Annotated in this window: 14 protein-coding genes, 1 tRNA gene and 2 pseudogenes; 7 read left to right on the plus strand and 10 right to left on the minus strand. The window is 61.0% G+C overall.

From position 1 onward, the window contains the following. Positions 1-59: 59 nt before the first annotated feature. From mmsB to chvE, 3 genes are all read right to left on the minus strand, one after another. Positions 60-1,268 (minus strand): multiple monosaccharide ABC transporter permease, encoded by a 1,209-nt coding sequence (gene mmsB, locus BSG19_RS03640; protein WP_092984905.1) that lies wholly within the window; start codon positions 1,266-1,268, stop codon positions 60-62. After that, positions 1,268-2,803: a multiple monosaccharide ABC transporter ATP-binding protein gene (mmsA, locus tag BSG19_RS03645; RefSeq protein ID WP_092984907.1), complete on the minus strand. Its 1,536-nt coding sequence runs from the start codon at positions 2,801-2,803 to the stop codon at positions 1,268-1,270. Before mmsA ends, mmsB begins: the two co-directional genes overlap by 1 nt. 118 nt (positions 2,804-2,921) lie before the next feature. Beyond that, the gene (gene chvE, locus BSG19_RS03650; protein WP_092934822.1) at positions 2,922-3,989 is read right to left on the minus strand and encodes a multiple monosaccharide ABC transporter substrate-binding protein; all 1,068 of its coding nucleotides are present in this window, start codon (positions 3,987-3,989) and stop codon (positions 2,922-2,924) included. 277 nt (positions 3,990-4,266) lie between these two features. On the opposite strand from chvE, the gene BSG19_RS03655 reads away from it, so the two are divergent. Together BSG19_RS03655 and BSG19_RS03660 are read left to right on the plus strand one after the other, a co-directional pair. Further along, positions 4,267-5,244: a LysR family transcriptional regulator gene (locus BSG19_RS03655; protein WP_092984909.1), complete on the plus strand. Its 978-nt coding sequence runs from the start codon at positions 4,267-4,269 to the stop codon at positions 5,242-5,244. A gap of 160 nt (positions 5,245-5,404) precedes the next feature. Next, positions 5,405-5,917, plus strand: coding sequence for a hypothetical protein (locus tag BSG19_RS03660; RefSeq protein ID WP_092984911.1), 513 nt, complete (start codon positions 5,405-5,407; stop codon positions 5,915-5,917). Between the two features lie 22 nt (positions 5,918-5,939). Here the strand turns inward: BSG19_RS03660 and BSG19_RS26320 are convergent, their stop codons facing one another. Beyond that, entirely contained in the window at positions 5,940-6,227 is a 288-nt protein-coding gene (locus BSG19_RS26320) for a hypothetical protein (protein ID WP_244529075.1), read from the minus strand. Between the two features lie 351 nt (positions 6,228-6,578). On the opposite strand from BSG19_RS26320, the gene iolG reads away from it, so the two are divergent. After that, complete coding sequence (gene iolG, locus BSG19_RS03670; protein ID WP_092984913.1) at positions 6,579-7,574, plus strand: inositol 2-dehydrogenase; 996 nt, start codon at positions 6,579-6,581, stop codon at positions 7,572-7,574. A gap of 30 nt (positions 7,575-7,604) precedes the next feature. Here iolG and BSG19_RS03675 read toward each other — a convergent pair. Together BSG19_RS03675 and BSG19_RS03680 are read right to left on the minus strand one after the other, a co-directional pair. Beyond that, a pseudogene (locus BSG19_RS03675) lies at positions 7,605-9,157 on the minus strand (cryptochrome/photolyase family protein). Between the two features lie 49 nt (positions 9,158-9,206). After that, positions 9,207-9,905, minus strand: coding sequence for an SDR family NAD(P)-dependent oxidoreductase (locus BSG19_RS03680; RefSeq protein ID WP_092984915.1), 699 nt, complete (start codon positions 9,903-9,905; stop codon positions 9,207-9,209). Positions 9,906-10,117: 212 nt separating this feature from the next. On the opposite strand from BSG19_RS03680, the gene BSG19_RS03685 reads away from it, so the two are divergent. Then, a tRNA-Arg gene (locus BSG19_RS03685) sits at positions 10,118-10,194 on the plus strand. 141 nt (positions 10,195-10,335) lie between these two features. Next, positions 10,336-10,440 (plus strand): annotated as a pseudogene (locus BSG19_RS03690) (ATP-binding protein); the annotation flags it as partial. Between the two features lie 252 nt (positions 10,441-10,692). Here the strand turns inward: BSG19_RS03690 and BSG19_RS03695 are convergent. Together BSG19_RS03695 and BSG19_RS03700 are read right to left on the minus strand one after the other, a co-directional pair. Next, the gene (locus BSG19_RS03695) at positions 10,693-11,487 is read right to left on the minus strand and encodes a DUF2243 domain-containing protein (protein WP_092984917.1); all 795 of its coding nucleotides are present in this window, start codon (positions 11,485-11,487) and stop codon (positions 10,693-10,695) included. A 111-nt stretch (positions 11,488-11,598) separates the two neighbouring features. Beyond that, positions 11,599-11,871 carry a hypothetical protein gene (locus BSG19_RS03700; protein WP_139274724.1) on the minus strand — a complete coding sequence of 91 codons (273 nt, stop codon included), beginning with the start codon at positions 11,869-11,871 and terminating at the stop codon, positions 11,599-11,601. Positions 11,872-12,238: 367 nt separating this feature from the next. Between BSG19_RS03700 and BSG19_RS25970 the strand changes: the two genes are divergently transcribed. Together BSG19_RS25970 and BSG19_RS03705 are read left to right on the plus strand one after the other, a co-directional pair. Next, positions 12,239-12,415: a hypothetical protein gene (locus tag BSG19_RS25970; RefSeq protein ID WP_170865847.1), complete on the plus strand. Its 177-nt coding sequence runs from the start codon at positions 12,239-12,241 to the stop codon at positions 12,413-12,415. A 119-nt stretch (positions 12,416-12,534) separates the two neighbouring features. Then, positions 12,535-13,530 carry an MDR family oxidoreductase gene (locus BSG19_RS03705; protein ID WP_092984921.1) on the plus strand — a complete coding sequence of 332 codons (996 nt, stop codon included), beginning with the start codon at positions 12,535-12,537 and terminating at the stop codon, positions 13,528-13,530. Between the two features lie 25 nt (positions 13,531-13,555). Here BSG19_RS03705 and eutC read toward each other — a convergent pair whose 3' ends face one another. Beyond that, complete coding sequence (gene eutC, locus BSG19_RS03710; RefSeq protein WP_092984923.1) at positions 13,556-14,347, minus strand: ethanolamine ammonia-lyase subunit EutC; 792 nt, start codon at positions 14,345-14,347, stop codon at positions 13,556-13,558. 1 nt (position 14,348) lies between these two features. Further along, entirely contained in the window at positions 14,349-15,731 is a 1,383-nt protein-coding gene (locus tag BSG19_RS03715; protein ID WP_092984925.1) for an ethanolamine ammonia-lyase subunit EutB, read from the minus strand. Positions 15,732-15,753: the final 22 nt, after the last annotated feature.

The following is a 15,753-nucleotide window of genomic DNA, read 5'->3' on the forward strand; positions in this document are numbered from 1 at the left end:
AGCGTGTCAGACGGCGGCGTGATCTTCAACGACGTGAGCGTGACCCCTTCGGGAGACGATCAGCCCTTGTTCTTGTTGTAGACGTCGAAGAACACGGCAGCGAGCAGAACCAGGCCCTTGACGAGTTGCTGGTAGTCGATGCCGAGACCCATGATCGACATGCCGTTGTTCATGACGCCCATGATGAACGCGCCGATGACCGCACCGGTGATCTTGCCGACGCCGCCCGAAGCGGATGCGCCGCCGATGAAGCAGGCCGCGATGACGTCCAGCTCGAAGCCGACGCCGGCCTTCGGCGTTGCCGAGTTCAGGCGGGCGGCGATGATCATGCCGGCGAGCGCGGCGAGAACGCCCATGTTGACGAAGGTCAGGAAGGTCAGGCGCTCGGTGTTGATACCCGAAAGCTTGGCGGCCTTCTCGTTACCGCCCATGGCGTAGATGCGCCGGCCGATGGTCGAACGCGTGGTGATGAAGGTGTAGAGCGCGATCAGAAGCGCCATGACGATCAGCACGTTGGGGAAACCGCGATAGGTCGAAAGCTGGAATCCGAGGAAGATCGCGACAACGCCGATGATGGCCATCTGGATGGCGAAGAACACGAAAGGCTCGTTCTCTGTGCCATGCTTGTCGTTGCTCTTGCGTTCCCTGAGGCCGAAATAGACGGCGAGACCGACGAGCACGATAACAGCAACAAGCGCGAAGAGGTTGGTAACGATGGCCGGGTTCGGATTGGCGAACCAGAGAAGGTCCGGTATGAAACCGGTCGACAGGACCTGAAACTCCTTGGGGAAAGGACCGATCGGGCGGTTCTGGAGGATGAGGTATGTCAAGCCACGGAAGACCAGCATGCCGGCCAGCGTCACGATGAAGGACGGGATCTTCTGGTAGGCGACCCAGTATCCCTGCGCTGCGCCGACGAGCCCGCCGAGGACGAGGCAAAGCGGCACCACGAGCGAATAGTGGATGCCCCATTTCACCATCATCACAGCCGAGAGGCCGCCTGTAAAGGCGACGATGGACCCGACCGAAAGGTCGATATGGCCGGCGACGATGATCAGCAGCATGCCCAACGCCATGATGACGATGAACGAGTTCTGAAGGATCAGGTTCGTGATGTTGACGGGGCGGAACAGCACGCCACCGGTGACAAACTGGAAGAACAACATGATGACGACGAGTGCGACCAGAAGGCCGTATTCGCGGATGTTGGCTTTCAGATAGGCGCCGACGGACGGCTTTGCTGTTGGTGCGCTGGTTTCAAGGACCATTAGTGCTTCTCCCCGGAGCGCATGATGGCTCGCATGATGGATTCCTGGCTGGCTTCACCCTTGGGAAGCTCCGCGACGATGCGACCTTCGTTCATGACGTAGATGCGATCGCAGGTTCCCAGAAGCTCCGGCATCTCCGATGAAATCATGAGAATGCCTTTGCCCTCGGCGGCCAGCTGGTTGATGATGGAATATATTTCGTATTTCGCACCGACGTCGATGCCGCGTGTCGGCTCGTCGAGGATGAGGATTTCGGGATTGGTGAACAGCCACTTGGACAGCACGACCTTCTGCTGGTTGCCGCCTGAAAGATTGACCGTTTCCTGATAGATCGAATGCGAACGGATACGCAGGCGCTTGCGATAGTCGGTGGCGACCTCGCGCTCGCGATGCCCGTCGATCACGCCGCCATTGGCAACAGCCGGCAGATTGGCGAGCGTTGTATTGTGCATAATGTTGTTGTTCAGCACGAGACCCAGATGTTTGCGGTCCTCGGTGACATAGGCAAGACCGGCTTCGATGGCCTTCTGGATGGTGCTGACGTCGACCGGCTTGCCGTGCATCATCACGTCGCCGGTGATCTTGTGCCCCCAGGAACGGCCGAAGATGCTCATCGCCGTCTCGGTGCGACCAGCGCCCATCAGGCCGGCGATGCCAACGACTTCGCCGGCGCGAACCGTGAAGTTCACGTCATGCAGGAATTGCCGGTCGCGGTGATGCTGGTGGTATACGTTCCAGTTCTTCACTTCCAGCAGCGTATTGCCGATCTTCGGCTCGCGCGGCGGATAGCGGTCGTCCATGTCGCGCCCGACCATGCCCTTGATGATACGGTCCTCGCCAATATCCTCGTTATGGCAATCGAGCGTTTCCACCGTGCCGCCATCCCGCAGGATGGTGATCTTGTCGGCGACCGTCTTGATCTCGTTCAGCTTGTGCGAAATGATGATCGACGTCATGCCCTGCTTGCGGAATTCCATCAGCAGGTGAAGCAGCGCAGCGGAATCCGTCTCGTTAAGCGACGCGGTCGGCTCGTCGAGGATCAGCAGGCGTACCTTCTTCGACAGCGCCTTGGCAATTTCCACCAGCTGCTGCTTGCCGACGCCGATGTCGGTGATGAGCGTCGCGGGGGATTCCTTCAGGCCGACCTTGGCGAGAAGCTCGCGTGTCCGGGCGAATGTTTCCTTCCAGTCGATGACGCCCTTGCTCGCCACCTCGTTGCCGAGGAAGATGTTTTCCCCGATCGAGAGCAGCGGAACGAGCGCCAGTTCCTGGTGGATGATGATGATACCGAGATGCTCGCTGTCGGTGATATCCTTGAACTGGCGAACCGTGCCATCATAAACGATATCGCCGTCATAGCTGCCAGCGGGATAGACGCCGCTCAGCACCTTCATCAGGGTCGATTTGCCGGCACCGTTCTCACCCACGAGCGCGTGGATCTCGCCCTCGCGAACCTTGAGATTGACGTTGTCGAGCGCTTTCACGCCGGGAAACGTCTTGGTGATGCCCCGCATTTCGAGAATGTATTTGTCCATGTCAGGCGTTCCAGTGGCCGTCCGTCGTGTGATGAGGTGGGACCGGCCGAGGGTCAGGCTCCTCATATGCCAAAAGGGTCCGCGACTGGTATCGCGGACCCCATGATAGCGTAAACGCTTAGTTGTCGATCTGCTCGGCGGTGTAGTAGCCGGCGCCGACCAGAACGTCCTTGGCATTGGTCTTGTCGACGGCGACCGGCTTCAGCAGGTAGGCCGGGACGACCTTGACGCCGTTGTCGTAGGTCTTGGTGTCGTTGATCTGGGGCTCCTTGCCGCTGATCACGGCATCGACCATGCCAACGGTAACCTTGGCCAGTTCACGCGTGTCCTTGAAGATCGTGGAGTACTGTTCGCCAGCCATGATCGACTTGACGGACGGCAGTTCGGCGTCCTGACCGGTGACGATCGGCATCGGCATGTCGCCGGAGCCGTAGCCAACGCCCTTCAAGGCCGAGATGATGCCGATCGAAAGACCGTCATAGGGCGAGAGAACGCCATCGACCTTTGCGTCCGTGTAGGTCGAGGACAGCAGGTTTTCCATGCGAGCCTGTGCAACGGCACCGTCCCAACGCAGCGTACCGACCTGTTCCATGCCCATCTGGCCGGACTTGACGACGATCTTCTTCGCGTCGATCAGCGGCTGGAGAACCGACATGGCGCCATCGTAGAAGAAGAAGGCGTTGTTGTCGTCCGGCGAACCGCCGAAGAGTTCGACGTTCTTCGGCTCGGTCGCGCCGTCCAGCTTCAGGCCGTTGACGAGCGTCGTTGCCTGGAGAACGCCGACCTGGAAGTTGTCGAACGTCGCATAGTAGTCGACGTTGCCGCTGTCGCGGATCAGGCGGTCGTAAGCGATGACCTTGACGCCGGCTTCGTGAGCCTTGGCGAGAATGTCGGAGAGGGTCGTGCCGTCGATGGCGCCGATGACGAGAACCTTGGCACCCTTGGTGACCATGTTCTCGATCTGGGCGAGCTGGTTCGGGATGTCGTCGTCAGCAAACTGCAGGTCGGCGGTGTAACCGGCTTCCTTGAACAGCTTTTCCATGGTCTCGCCGTCCGAGATCCAGCGGGTCGAGGTCTTGGTCGGCATGGAAATGCCAACGACGCCCTTGTCCTGCGCGAAAGCCGGGAATGCGAAGGACGCGACGCCGATGGCGGCAGCGGCCAGAAGTGATGTAACCAATTTCATAAGGTCTCTCCCTGAGTGTTGACCGCACCGGCCTGAAGCCGTCGCGATATGTGCAGCGCTGGACGCACCCGGAACCTCGTTCCAGGGTGGAGGGAAAATGGATGAAGAAATCCCCCCGGCTTTAACCTCCGCTAGCGCCGGCGCACATCGCCGCAAACTGGAATCAATCTCCATAACTGTCAAATACAATATTCGGCTAGGCGCATATTTTTTTTGGTATAATAAACGAAAAGAATGTGATTTTTGGAAGACTGGGGATCTGGGAGGGTGACGTCACATGGAAGAGACAGAAAATCAAGGGCTTGTGCCCCTTGGTACATCTGCACGCAATGTTTTCAAGTCGGGGTTGAAGCTTGTCCACCTGCACCTGATCCTGGCGATCGAGGACAGGGGACAGATCAGCGCGGCTGCGGAGGCCCTCGGCATATCACAACCGGCAGCTTCACGCATGCTCGGAGAAATCGAATCGATCCTGCGGGCGCCGCTTTGCGAGCGCGTTGCGCGGGGCGTCGAACTCACACCCTACGGCAAGGCGCTGGCCCGACGCGCGCGTACCATCTTCCTCGAGCTTCGTGAGACGGCTCGGGAGATCGGCGAGCTGAAGACCGGCCGTGGCGGCTCGGTCTCGCTCGGCTCCGTTACGGGTCCCGCTCTGCATCTCGCCGTACCCGCCATGCACCAGGTGACGACGGCATATCCCGGCATCGAGATCAGCATTCAGGTCGAAAACAGCAATGTTCTCATCCGGGAACTCATGGCGGCACGACACGACTTCGTCATCGGCCGTATTCCCGACGACATCGATCCTCGCCAGTTCGATCTTGTGGAAATCGGTTCCGAAGACGTGTGTCTGATCGTCCGCGAGGGCCATCCGCTGCTCGAAAAGCAGGTGATCGTGCACGAGGACCTGCCGGGTTACGATTGGGTTTTCCAGCCGGCAGGCACCTTGCTGCGACGTTCCGTCGAGGATAGCTTTCTCACGAACGGCGTGCCTCTGCCGACCACGACGATCAACACGTCGTCCATCATCCTCACTCTCTCCATCGTGCGCAACACCAATGCGATCGCGCCGGTGGCCAAGGACGTGGCCGAACTGGTCGCCGGCAACGGCGCGTCCATCGGCGAAATCCGCATTCTCCCGGTCGATTTCGCTATCACTATCCGCCCTTACAGCCTCATCACCCCTCGCGGCCGCGAGCTGCCGCCCAGCGCCAAGCTGCTCTACGACCTGATCCTGCAGGAAAGCAAAGGCTGATGACGGGCCTCCGCGCTCACGGTCGAGGATTCGCTTTCACGGCATGGACAGGCTTACGCAATGTTGTCGTGATTGGCTGAAATGCCGCACTGCGCTTCTGCGGCGGCAATCTAGATCCGCTGCGTCACAAAATGCGGCGCCCTAATGTGGGAGGACGGCCATGTTCGGCAAATCGCTCTTCCAGACCGTGCTTGAACGCATTGAAGCGGAAGATCCTCGTGCGGATGCCGAGGTGACGCCGCATACCGGGATTCCGGGGTTCAACGCCGGCCTTGCCTTCGATACGGAACGCACGACCGGTGGCGATGCCGTGCGCCAGGCCTATGCCGATATGGATGATGCGCGTAGTGCCGCGCCCGAGCCACCGATTGCGCAACCGACACCCGTTCTTGAAGCGCCAAAGCCCCCGCCCCGGCAGCGGCCGGCCCATCTCGACCGGCTTACACCCGCGCAGGTGGCCGAAGACCTAAGACTTTCGAATGCCGATACGCCGGCAACGCTTGCAGAGAAGCGCCGATCCTTCGCCAGCCAAAACCATCCGGATCGCCATGCGCCGGAGGACAGGAAGGCGGCGACGATGCGGATGACGATGGCGAACATGCTGGTGGATGAAGCATTGCGCCGGCTGAAGCGCGGTCTGCCGATCAGCGTGACATCGCAGCACCCGCGATAGACCCTCGTACCCGCCGTCGTGATCAGACTTTCGGATCGTCGCGAGGCGGTGCCTCAGCGTCTGCAATGGGTTGCGGGTCGGCGGCTGTCTCGGAAGCCTGCGAACCGACCTCGGTCGATGTCGCCTTCGGCTTGAAGAAGACGATCAGCGTGGCCGATGTATAGGCGGTGACCGCAAGGAAAATCATGCCCCAGGTCGTCGCACCGTTCCAGAACTCGATGGCCGTCCAGAGCGCGCAGCTCCCGACGATCAGCAGCCGCTTCCAGAGAGGACGATAAAAAGGATGATCCGGGTCGATGAACTTTTGCATGCATCCTCTTGAATGACGAAACGTCGGACAGGCGCGCCATATGGATGATGAACGCGCAGTCTTGCGCAAATGACATGCGCAAAAAACATTCCAAGCGCAAGAGCACCGGCTTGACGGACGGAATGAAGACGGAATAAAAATTCTGAAAATCATACGGATCAGCATTCCGTTCCGTGAGAGAGCGTTGCATGATCTGGATGACACAACGCCTTGGGAAGACGGCGTTACCAGCCTTCTTCCCTGCTCGATGCCTGATCTGCCGCCGTCAGCGGATCGCCAAGCGCTTGTGCGGAGTGAGCGCATCATTCCGCGTTCAATTGGCCCTCGGGGCTCTCTATCGAAAGTGGTAACATGACTGTGAGATTTGGTCTCCTCGGCGCCGGCCGTATCGGCAAGGTCCATGCCAAGGCCATCAGCGGCGATGCTCACGCGCGCCTCGTCGCGGTCGCCGATGCGTTTCCGGCCGCCGCTCAGGCGATTGCCGACAGCTACGGCTGCGCTGTCCGCACCGTCGAGGCCATCGAGACGGCAGACGATATCGACGCTGTCGTTATTTGCACCCCCACAGATACCCATGCGGACCTGATCGAGCGCTTCGCTCGCGCCGGCAAAGCCATCTTCTGCGAGAAGCCGATCGACCTCGACGTCAAACGGGTGCGCGACTGCCTGAAGACGGTCGCCGAGACGGACGGGAAACTGATGGTCGGCTTCAACCGCCGCTTCGACCCCCATTTCATGGCGGTACGACAGGCTATCGACGATGGCCGCATCGGCGATGTCGAAATGGTCACGATCATCTCGCGCGATCCCGGCGCTCCGCCGGTCGATTACATCAAGCGCTCCGGCGGCATCTTCCGCGACATGACGATTCACGATTTCGACATGGCGCGCTTTCTCCTTGGCGAGGAACCGGTCATCGTCACGGCGCATGCCGCGGTACTGGTCGATCCCGATATCGGCACCGCCGGCGATTACGACAGCGTGTCCGTGATTCTCGAAACGGCCACCGGCAAGCAGGCGATCATCTCGAACTCCCGGCGCGCGACCTATGGCTACGACCAGCGCATCGAGGTGCACGGCTCCAAGGGCGTCGTCTCGGCAGAAAACCAGCGCGCCGTCTCGATCGAAATCGCCAATGGCGAAGGCTATACCCGCCCGCCGCTGCATGATTTCTTCATGACCCGCTACACACAGGCCTATGCGAACGAGATCGCGAGCTTCATCTCCGCCATCGAGACCGGCACGCCGATCACACCGTCCGGCGCAGATGGCCTGGCGGCGCTTGCCCTCGCCGAAGCCGCGCTGCGTTCGGTCAAGGAGAAGCGCCAGGTCACCGTCGAGATCTGAGCCGGAGCCGACCTTCGTCGGAGGACGACGTCAATAGGTCTTCGGCAGGGCGTCCAGTTCCGCAAGGAATGTCCGGGCGCTCTGCCGCGTTTCCTGCTTCTGCTCCGGGCTCATCCGTGCCCATGCGGCATAGACCGGCCCCAGCCTGTGGTTTCCCTTCAGCCTGTCCGCGTTGCGGTCGAGGAAATCCCAGTAGAGCGCGTTGAAGGGACAGGCATCCTTCCCCGTCTTCTTGCGCACGTCGTAGGCGCAGCCCTCGCAATAATCCGACATGCGGTTGATGTAGTTACCGCCGGCCGCATAAGGCTTCGAGCCGAGAAAGCCGCCATCGGCAAACTGGCTCATGCCGATGACGTTCGGCAGCTCGACCCACTCATAGGCGTCGGCATAGACTTCGAGGTACCACTGGTGAATCTCGAGCGGACGGACACCGGCCAGCATGGCGAAGTTTCCCGTGATCATCAGCCGCTGGATATGGTGCGCATAGGCATTGTCTCGCGTCTCCGTGATAACTGCCGCAGGCAGGCCATGCGCGTCTCGCCGGTCCAGTAAAAATCGGGAAGCGCACGGTCCGCCTCCAGGAAATTCATCTCGCGATAGTCCGGCATCTTCAGCCAGTAAACGCCGCGAATATACTCACGCCACCCGATGATCTGGCGAATGAAGCCTTCCACCGCGTTCAACGGCGCGTCGCCTGCGAGGTAGGCAACCTCCGCCCGCCGACAGAGATCCAGCGGATCGAGCAGACCGGCATTGAGGTAGAAAGACAGGAGCGAATGGCTGAGCACGGGATCCCCGGACAGCATCGCGTCCTGCCGCTCGCCAAAGCGTGGCAGGTGGTCGGCCATGAACCTGTCCCGCAGCGTCTCCGCCTGCTCTCGCGTGACTGCGAAGTCGAAGCCTTCGAGCCGCCCGAAATGCGCGCCGAACCGCCGCCCGACAAGTTCCAGCACCTCCGCCGTGATGGCATCCGGCTCGAATCCTTTGCGAGGCTGCGAGAACAGGTCGAGCGTCGCGGGCTTCCGATTATCGGCGTCGAAGTTCCAGCGTCCGCCGGCAGGCTTGTCGCCCTCCATCAGCAGCCCGGTCTTGAGCCGCATATCACGATAAAACGTCTCCATCCGCAGCTGCCGACGGCCGCCCGCGAAGGCTTCGAATTCGCACCGCGAACAGAGAAATCTCCCATCGTCGCGGATTTCGACGGGAACGTTGAACGCCCGCTGCCAGCCGTCCATCATCTCTCGCACGCGGAATTCGCCCGGTTCCGTAACAATAACCCGATCCGGCCGCAGCTCCGATACGGCACGGCCGACCTCCGCTCCGAACGAGCCGCTATTCCCCTCGTCTTCCAGACGGACATAACGCACCGTCCGGCCGCTCGCGCGGAGTTCCCCGGCAAAGTGCCGCATGGCAGAGAAGAGAAATGCAATCTTCTTCGGATGATGCCGCACATATTGCGCCTCTTCCATAACCTCGCACATCAGCACCACATCATCTGTCGATGCGTCAACGAGGCTGGACATATCGGGCGACAGCTGATCGCCGAGAATGAGGATCAGGTTGCGAACGTTGGCACCGCTCATGGCATACGTCCTTCCCTACCGGCCGCCTGCCTCCCCTTGAAAACGGACATCACCATGCGATCTCCGTCCCGTCATAGGCGAAAAACTGCCCGGTTTGCGCAGGCGAGATCCTATCGATGACAGAGAGAAGTGCAGCCGCCGCTGCCGCAGGCGTGACCTTATGCGCATGCCGCCCATGCGTGGCCGTCAGCCCGGTTTCCACCGTCCCTGGATGCAAGGCGACGACGACACTTTGAGGGCAGGTGCGCGCGATTTCGATAGATGCCGTCCGGACGATCTGGTTCAGCGCCGCCTTTGCCGAGCGATACGACATCCACCCGCCGAGCCGGTTGTCGCCGATGGACCCGACCCGCGCCGACAGCGTCGCGAACACGCAGCGCCGGTCCCGCGGCAGGAGAGGCGCGAAATGCTTGATCAGCAGTGCAGGTCCGATCGCGTTGACCGCAAACTGTCGCGCCATAAGCTGGGGATCGATCGCCCGGATCGTCTTCTCCGGTCCATGCCCGTCGATCTCCAGCGCTCCCGTCGCATCGAAAACGAGGTCCACGGATCCCAGCTTCTCCGCAACGCGAAGAGCTGCAGCTCTCACAGACCCCTCCTCCGTCACATCCATCCCGTCATTCCGCCGCGATAACGCCACGACATGACCACACCTCGGATCATTCTCAAGCGCTGCAAGAACCGCAGCCCCGATCCCGCCGCTCGCACCCAGAACCACCGCCTGATATCCTTGCCGAAACCCCGACATCCCATCCTCCCGACCACACCCGGCCCGCCGGGCCTGTCAGCACATCCACCACAAAGATCTCACACCATCTACGCCCCGCTCCCCCAAGCGGATCTCCCCCACCACATCCCCAAGGCCCCCGCTCTGATTTTCCACCAATCCCCGTCTTCCCCATTGATGCCAACCCAAACCTAAGCTATGAACCCATCATCCGCCCGGCAAAGCCGGTCGCTGCACCCGTAGCTCAGCTGGATAGAGTGTTGGATTCCGATTCCAAAGGTCACAGGTTCGAATCCTGTCGGGTGCGCCATTACTCATTGTTTTTATTGATATTTCCGCTTCCGCTGGTGAGGCCACCTAGGTTTGCACCTGAGGGCCTAGGTCTTGTCGTTTCTCAGTCGCAGGAATGAGCCTGTCTGTCTTAAATGTCTGACGATTTGACGAACGCCCGGTCCATGCGCTCGAACAGGAGAAGGCCAAAGGCAAGGCGGGCCGGATTGCGGAGACCTTGGTCCGCCTCGATCTGCTCATCCTGAACGAGTTGGGATACCTGCCTGTTGATTTCCACTAAGAGGTGACCCGGCACAGCCTGATAGGGGGTCAGCTCTCAGTGGAAATCAGCGATGTGCGGACAGATGGCCTGGTCACGAAACACCTATGCTGGACGGACGCGCATCCACCGCCTGTCATGGCCAGAGAAGCGCAACGGTACCGACCCACATCGCGGTATTCGCGGCAGTATGTTTTTCCACCCTTAAGTTTACGCAACTCAGAACTACCTAATATAGCCAGTAAGGACTCGTTTTCGTCAGGATGATGCTTTGAACCATTGGAGACAACCGGCGAGGAAGCTGGAATTGGTGATCAACAGGGCACCGTGTTTATAGAATGCCGAGCCATTACTACCTCCGGGAAGCTCAACTGCCCAGAGCTGCTGCGACGCATCGGTCCAGACCAGCCTGCCATCGGCAGCCTCAAGGCCTGCATAGGCCTGCATCGGCGACGTATCCGGCCGGAACACGACCATGACGATCGATGACGGCGATGCGGGAACCGCTGCCACCCCGCCCGAGATGAGGCAGAGAACCATGAGACCGGGAGGCACCCACCTTGCACGTCCCGCACTCCCCGACCGCAGGAGCACGAGCCCGGCGATGAGCGGCACGATCCCGAAAATGGCCAGCCACGCAAGATCCCACGCCAGCGGGCTCTCCACGTCCATGCGAATGCGGTGAAGACCGAGCAGCCAGTGCGACAGCACAGCATCGATGACATGCCAGCTACCAAAGCCGATGAGAGCATGCGCCACCAGATATCGATCCGCACCTGCCACGGAGAAAACGCGTCGCATCTTCCAGAGCAGGCACAGGCCCACCGCCGTGATGACATACATCAGCAAATGAAAAAGGCCGTCCGCCAGCACGAGGAGCCGCAAATCCTGCTGTATGGCGTCGATACCGCTCAGAAGATGATGCCACTGGAGGATCTGGTGCAGAAGAATGCCATCGAAAAAGCCGCCGAGTCCGAGACCCAGCGCCGCTCCCGCCAGTGTGAGTGCAAGGGGAAAACGCCGCTGTGCCGGCCGGGTCTTGATGCGGGTCATGTCACTCCTCCTGCGCCCTCACCACTTCTCGATGCAGACGAACACTGCGAACCACGCAGAAGAGCAGTGGTTCCAGGGAGGGGTGTGCCACCCCAAGATGATTGCCGGCAATTACGTTCTACGATCCGATACGCGCGCCGCGGCTTCCGGCTGTTTGCCGACGCCCGTGGCGCGGACAGTGGCGAGGTAGATCAGCGCGCCGACAAGTGTCAGCGGCCAGAATGCGTAAGCAATGATGGTCAATGGCCAGCTTGCATTACGAAAGTCTCCGCTTTCATAAAAGAGTATTCCGAGGAGCGTGAAGATGATGAGACAACCGAACCACATCCATGCCATCAGCACAAAAGAGACGTAGAGAAGCGCCCAAAGAGCCAGCGATATCATGACGGCGACAAGAAGCGCTGTCAGCCGCAGCGTGGGTCGAAACCTGTATTGACGATGCCTCATGCCTTCAGACCTCTGGCCGCACGGACAAATCCGGTACGTGAATTTAAGTCGCGACCATCAAATCGCATGGTGTTGGCTGCAAAACAAGGACCATCTAAGTTAGCTACCATTTACCTTAACGAGGGAAACGATAGCGAACACCGCCGTTGCTCCTCGGCCGCTTGTTCTTTAGGCAGCCCGGCAAAAAGCACATCCCCGCATGTCGATAATTCTGCTTGGTAATGGCATTCGACGGTTTATGCTTGCGTCCTTGCGCAACCTCCTATTATTTAAGTCAGCGTTAACGCACATACCGGGAGCACTTATGCCACCTTGGGTTTTTTCCTGCGAGTTCTCCTTGCTTGGCTGGGCCGCACGTCGTCCGGACGAGGTTTCCCGGTTCGCTCCTACCCTGCGCATCATGGCGCTTGCCTTCGCCGTCCTCCTGTCGCTGGCTGCGTGGGCCCTCATCATAGCCTTCATCGTCTGGCTCATTCCCTGAGCATCGGAGGCGGGTTCGACCTGCAGGTGACCGCGACCAAAGCCGCATTGGCATGCGTGCTCGCAACATGGCATGACGTAGAGGCGCGGCTTGGATCGCCGCGGCACCGGGAGAGTGACATGACCGAGACATTCAGAGCCATGATGATCGACACCGTCGATGGTCGCCCGCAAGCAGCCTTCCGCGAGATCTCGATGGCCGACCTGCCGGATCATGACGTGCTGATCGAGATTGCCTACTCCACGCTGAACTACAAGGACGGCCTGGCGATCTCCGGAAAGGGCCGCATTGCGCGCAGAACGCCGATGGTGGCCGGCGTCGATCTCGCGGGCACGGTCGTCTCCTCCCGGTCACCGGAATGGAACTCCGGCGACCGGGTTGTCCTGAACGGATGGGGCCTTTCAGAAACGGAATGGGGCGCCTTCACCCGCTTCCAGCGCGTCAAGCCTGAATGGCTGATCCCCCTCCCCGCCGCTTTCTCGATGCAGCAGGCCATGGCCATCGGAACAGCCGGCTACACCGCCGCTCTCTGCGTCGATGCGCTGGAGACGTGGGGTACGATCACGCCCGGCGAGGGCGAGATACTGGTCACCGGTGCGGCAGGAGGTGTCGGCTCAGTGGCCATTTCGCTCCTCGCTGCACGGGGATATCGTGTCATCGCATCGACCGGCCGTCCGGATACGGAAGAATACCTGACGTCTCTGGGCGCAATCGGGATCATCGATCGCGCGACGCTGGCCGAAAAGGGCGGCCCCCTCCAGAAGGAACACTGGACCGGCGGGATCGACTCTGTAGGCTCCACGACCCTCGCCAATGCCCTTGCCCAGACGGTGCGCGGCGGAGCGATCGCCGCCTGCGGTCTTGCCGGCGGTGCGGATCTGCCGGGCACTGTCATGCCTCATATTCTGCGCGCGGTCACCTTGATCGGCGTCGATTCAGTCTACGCAACCCGCACCCAGCGCCTCGCCGCCTGGGAGCGTCTGTCCCGAGACCTCGACCCGGCACATCTCGATAGCATGACGACGGTCGCCCCCATGTCCGACCTGCCTGAACTTGCCGAGACCATCGTCGCAGGTCGAATTCGCGGCCGCGTGGTCATCGACGTGAACGCCTGAAAGGCTTCCCGACCCTCCGGGCATATCACGCTTCGGCAGCCGTACCGATCAGAGTCGCCTCCTCTTCCTTCAACGCAACGCCGCTCAGGGCCCGACGCAGGGACTCCGTAACGAGCCACATGGCCTTGCGGGCGGCAAGCGGCGGAATGAGGCCACCCTCGCGAATGTTGGAGATGCAGTTTCGCTCCGCATCCGAGCGCCCGGTTACCGGTCCATGCGTGAGGTAGACGCCAAGGCTGTCGGCGGAGGATAAACCCGGCCGCTCGCCGATCAGCACCAGCACCAGCCGCGCCTGCAAGAGCGCGCCGATCTCGTCACCGACGGCCACGCGTGCGTTGTGGACGAAGGTGACGGGCCCGACCGAAAGCCCGGCACCGCGCAGGAGCGGCACGAGCGCGGCCAGAAAAGGCACGGCATTCACATGGACCGCCGTCGCCGAAAGACCGTCGGCAACGACGATGCCGATATCGACGCCCTCGCCCCGGATCGCTGCCAGACGCTCGCGGTCGTCGTCGGCAAGCCGGCGTCCGAGATCGGGTCTCCGAAGATAGGTCATCCGATCCGGTGCCGCACTGCGGGCCGAGAAGCTTCCAAGGCCGATTGCCTGCAGCTCCCTCGCCAGGGTCTCCGCGTCGAAATCCGCATGCACCGCATCGCGGGCGCGGGCATGCGCATAGGCAAACTTCAGAACCTCCGTCGTCGGCATGGACGCGCCGACGCGACCGAGACCGACGCGGGCATTCGTCAGCGCCGTCAGCGCCGTATTCCTGTTGTCCGTCAGCGGGGCGCCATCGGCCGATGAAAGATCCTTTGCCATGTCAGGAGGCCTCCAGAATGGTGAGCAAGGGGTGGTTGAACCCATGATGGGTCAGCTGGCCTGCGGTGTCCGTCAATCCCATACGCTGAAGCCACGTCTCGAACTCCGGCGCCCGCTTGAGGCCGAGAACCTCGCGGATGTAGAGCTGGTCGTGGAACGAGGTCGACTGATAGTTCAGCATGATGTCGTCCGCACCGGGAACGCCGATGACGAAGCTGACGCCGGCAGCTCCCAGAAGCGTGAGCAGCACGTCCATATCGTCCTGGTCGGCTTCGGCATGGTTGGTATAGCAGATGTCGCAGCCCATCGGCACGCCGAGCAGCTTGCCGCAGAAGTGATCCTCCAGCCCCGCCCGCACGATCTGCTTGCCATCCGCCAGATATTCCGGGCCGATGAAGCCGACGACCGTGTTGACGATCAGAGGGTCGAACGCGCGGCAGACGGCGTAGGCGCGGGCTTCGCAGGTCTGCTGATCGACGCCGTGATGGCCACCGGCGGAGAGCGCTGATCCCTGGCCCGTCTCGAAATACATCACGTTCTCGCCGACGGTCCCGCGTTTGAGCGAAAGCGCCGCGTCGCGCCCTTCCCTGAGCACGTCGAGCGTCACGCCGAACGACTGGTTGGTCTTCTGCGTGCCAGCCACGGACTGAAACACGAGATCGACCGGGACCCCCTGCTCGATCATCGCGATCGAGGAGGTCACATGCGTGAGAATGCAGGTCTGCGTGGGAATGTCGTAGCGATGAACGATCTCGTCCAGCATGTGGTTGAGGTCGCTCAGAACCGCAATGTTGTCGGAAGCCGGATTGATGCCGATCACCGCATCGCCGCAACCATAAAGCAGCCCATCGACGATGCTCGCTGCAATGCCGCGCTTGTCGTCATAGGGATGGTTCGGTTGCAATCGCACTGCCATGGTGCCGGGCAAGCCGATGGTGTTGCGAAAGCGTGTGACCACGCGACATTTCCGGGCGACCAGAATGAGATCCTGATTGCGCATCAGTTTCGATACGGCTGCGACCATTTCGGGCGTCAGCCCGCCGGCAAGAGCGGAGAGAACGGCGGAGCTTGCCGCCGGCGTCAGCAACCAGTCCCGGAACTGCCCGACGGTCATGTGAGCAACGGGACGGAACGCGGTTGCGTCATGGCCGTCCATGATCAGGCGGGTGACATCATCGGCTTCGTAGGGAATGAGCGCCTCGGTGAGGAACTGCTTCAGAGGAACGTCGGCAAGACACATGCGAGCCGCAACGCTTTCTTCCGCACTCGAAGCTGCAACCCCCGCCAGCACATCGCCAGAGCGCAACGGCGTGGCTTTTGCCATCAACTGCTTCAGATCGGCAAAGGCCCAAAGAGTTCCCCCGGCAATGATGCGATAGGTCACGCTTCGTCTCCGTTTCTTGCAT

It is taken from the genome of Rhizobium sp. NFR03 (assembly GCF_900111275.1).
In the GTDB taxonomy this organism is placed as follows: Bacteria; Pseudomonadota; Alphaproteobacteria; order Rhizobiales; family Rhizobiaceae; genus Ferranicluibacter.

Bases quoted from the DNA above. Each gene is read 5' to 3' on its own strand.
- iolG (WP_092984913.1), top strand. From the start codon at position 6,579: ATGACTGTGAGATTTGGTCTCCTCGGCGCCGGCCGTATCGGCAAGGTC.
- mmsB (WP_092984905.1), bottom strand. From the start codon at position 1,268: ATGGTCCTTGAAACCAGCGCACCAACAGCAAAGCCGTCCGTCGGCGCC.
- mmsA (WP_092984907.1), bottom strand. From the start codon at position 2,803: ATGGACAAATACATTCTCGAAATGCGGGGCATCACCAAGACGTTTCCC.
- eutC (WP_092984923.1), bottom strand. From the start codon at position 14,347: ATGGCAAAGGATCTTTCATCGGCCGATGGCGCCCCGCTGACGGACAAC.
- chvE (WP_092934822.1), bottom strand. From the start codon at position 3,989: ATGAAATTGGTTACATCACTTCTGGCCGCTGCCGCCATCGGCGTCGCG.
- BSG19_RS03700 (WP_139274724.1), bottom strand. From the start codon at position 11,871: ATGATATCGCTGGCTCTTTGGGCGCTTCTCTACGTCTCTTTTGTGCTG.
- BSG19_RS03695 (WP_092984917.1), bottom strand. From the start codon at position 11,487: ATGACCCGCATCAAGACCCGGCCGGCACAGCGGCGTTTTCCCCTTGCA.
- BSG19_RS03655 (WP_092984909.1), top strand. From the start codon at position 4,267: ATGGAAGAGACAGAAAATCAAGGGCTTGTGCCCCTTGGTACATCTGCA.
- BSG19_RS03680 (WP_092984915.1), bottom strand. From the start codon at position 9,905: ATGTCGGGGTTTCGGCAAGGATATCAGGCGGTGGTTCTGGGTGCGAGC.
- BSG19_RS25970 (WP_170865847.1), top strand. From the start codon at position 12,239: ATGCCACCTTGGGTTTTTTCCTGCGAGTTCTCCTTGCTTGGCTGGGCC.
- BSG19_RS26320 (WP_244529075.1), bottom strand. From the start codon at position 6,227: ATGCAAAAGTTCATCGACCCGGATCATCCTTTTTATCGTCCTCTCTGG.
- BSG19_RS03705 (WP_092984921.1), top strand. From the start codon at position 12,535: ATGACCGAGACATTCAGAGCCATGATGATCGACACCGTCGATGGTCGC.
- BSG19_RS03660 (WP_092984911.1), top strand. From the start codon at position 5,405: ATGTTCGGCAAATCGCTCTTCCAGACCGTGCTTGAACGCATTGAAGCG.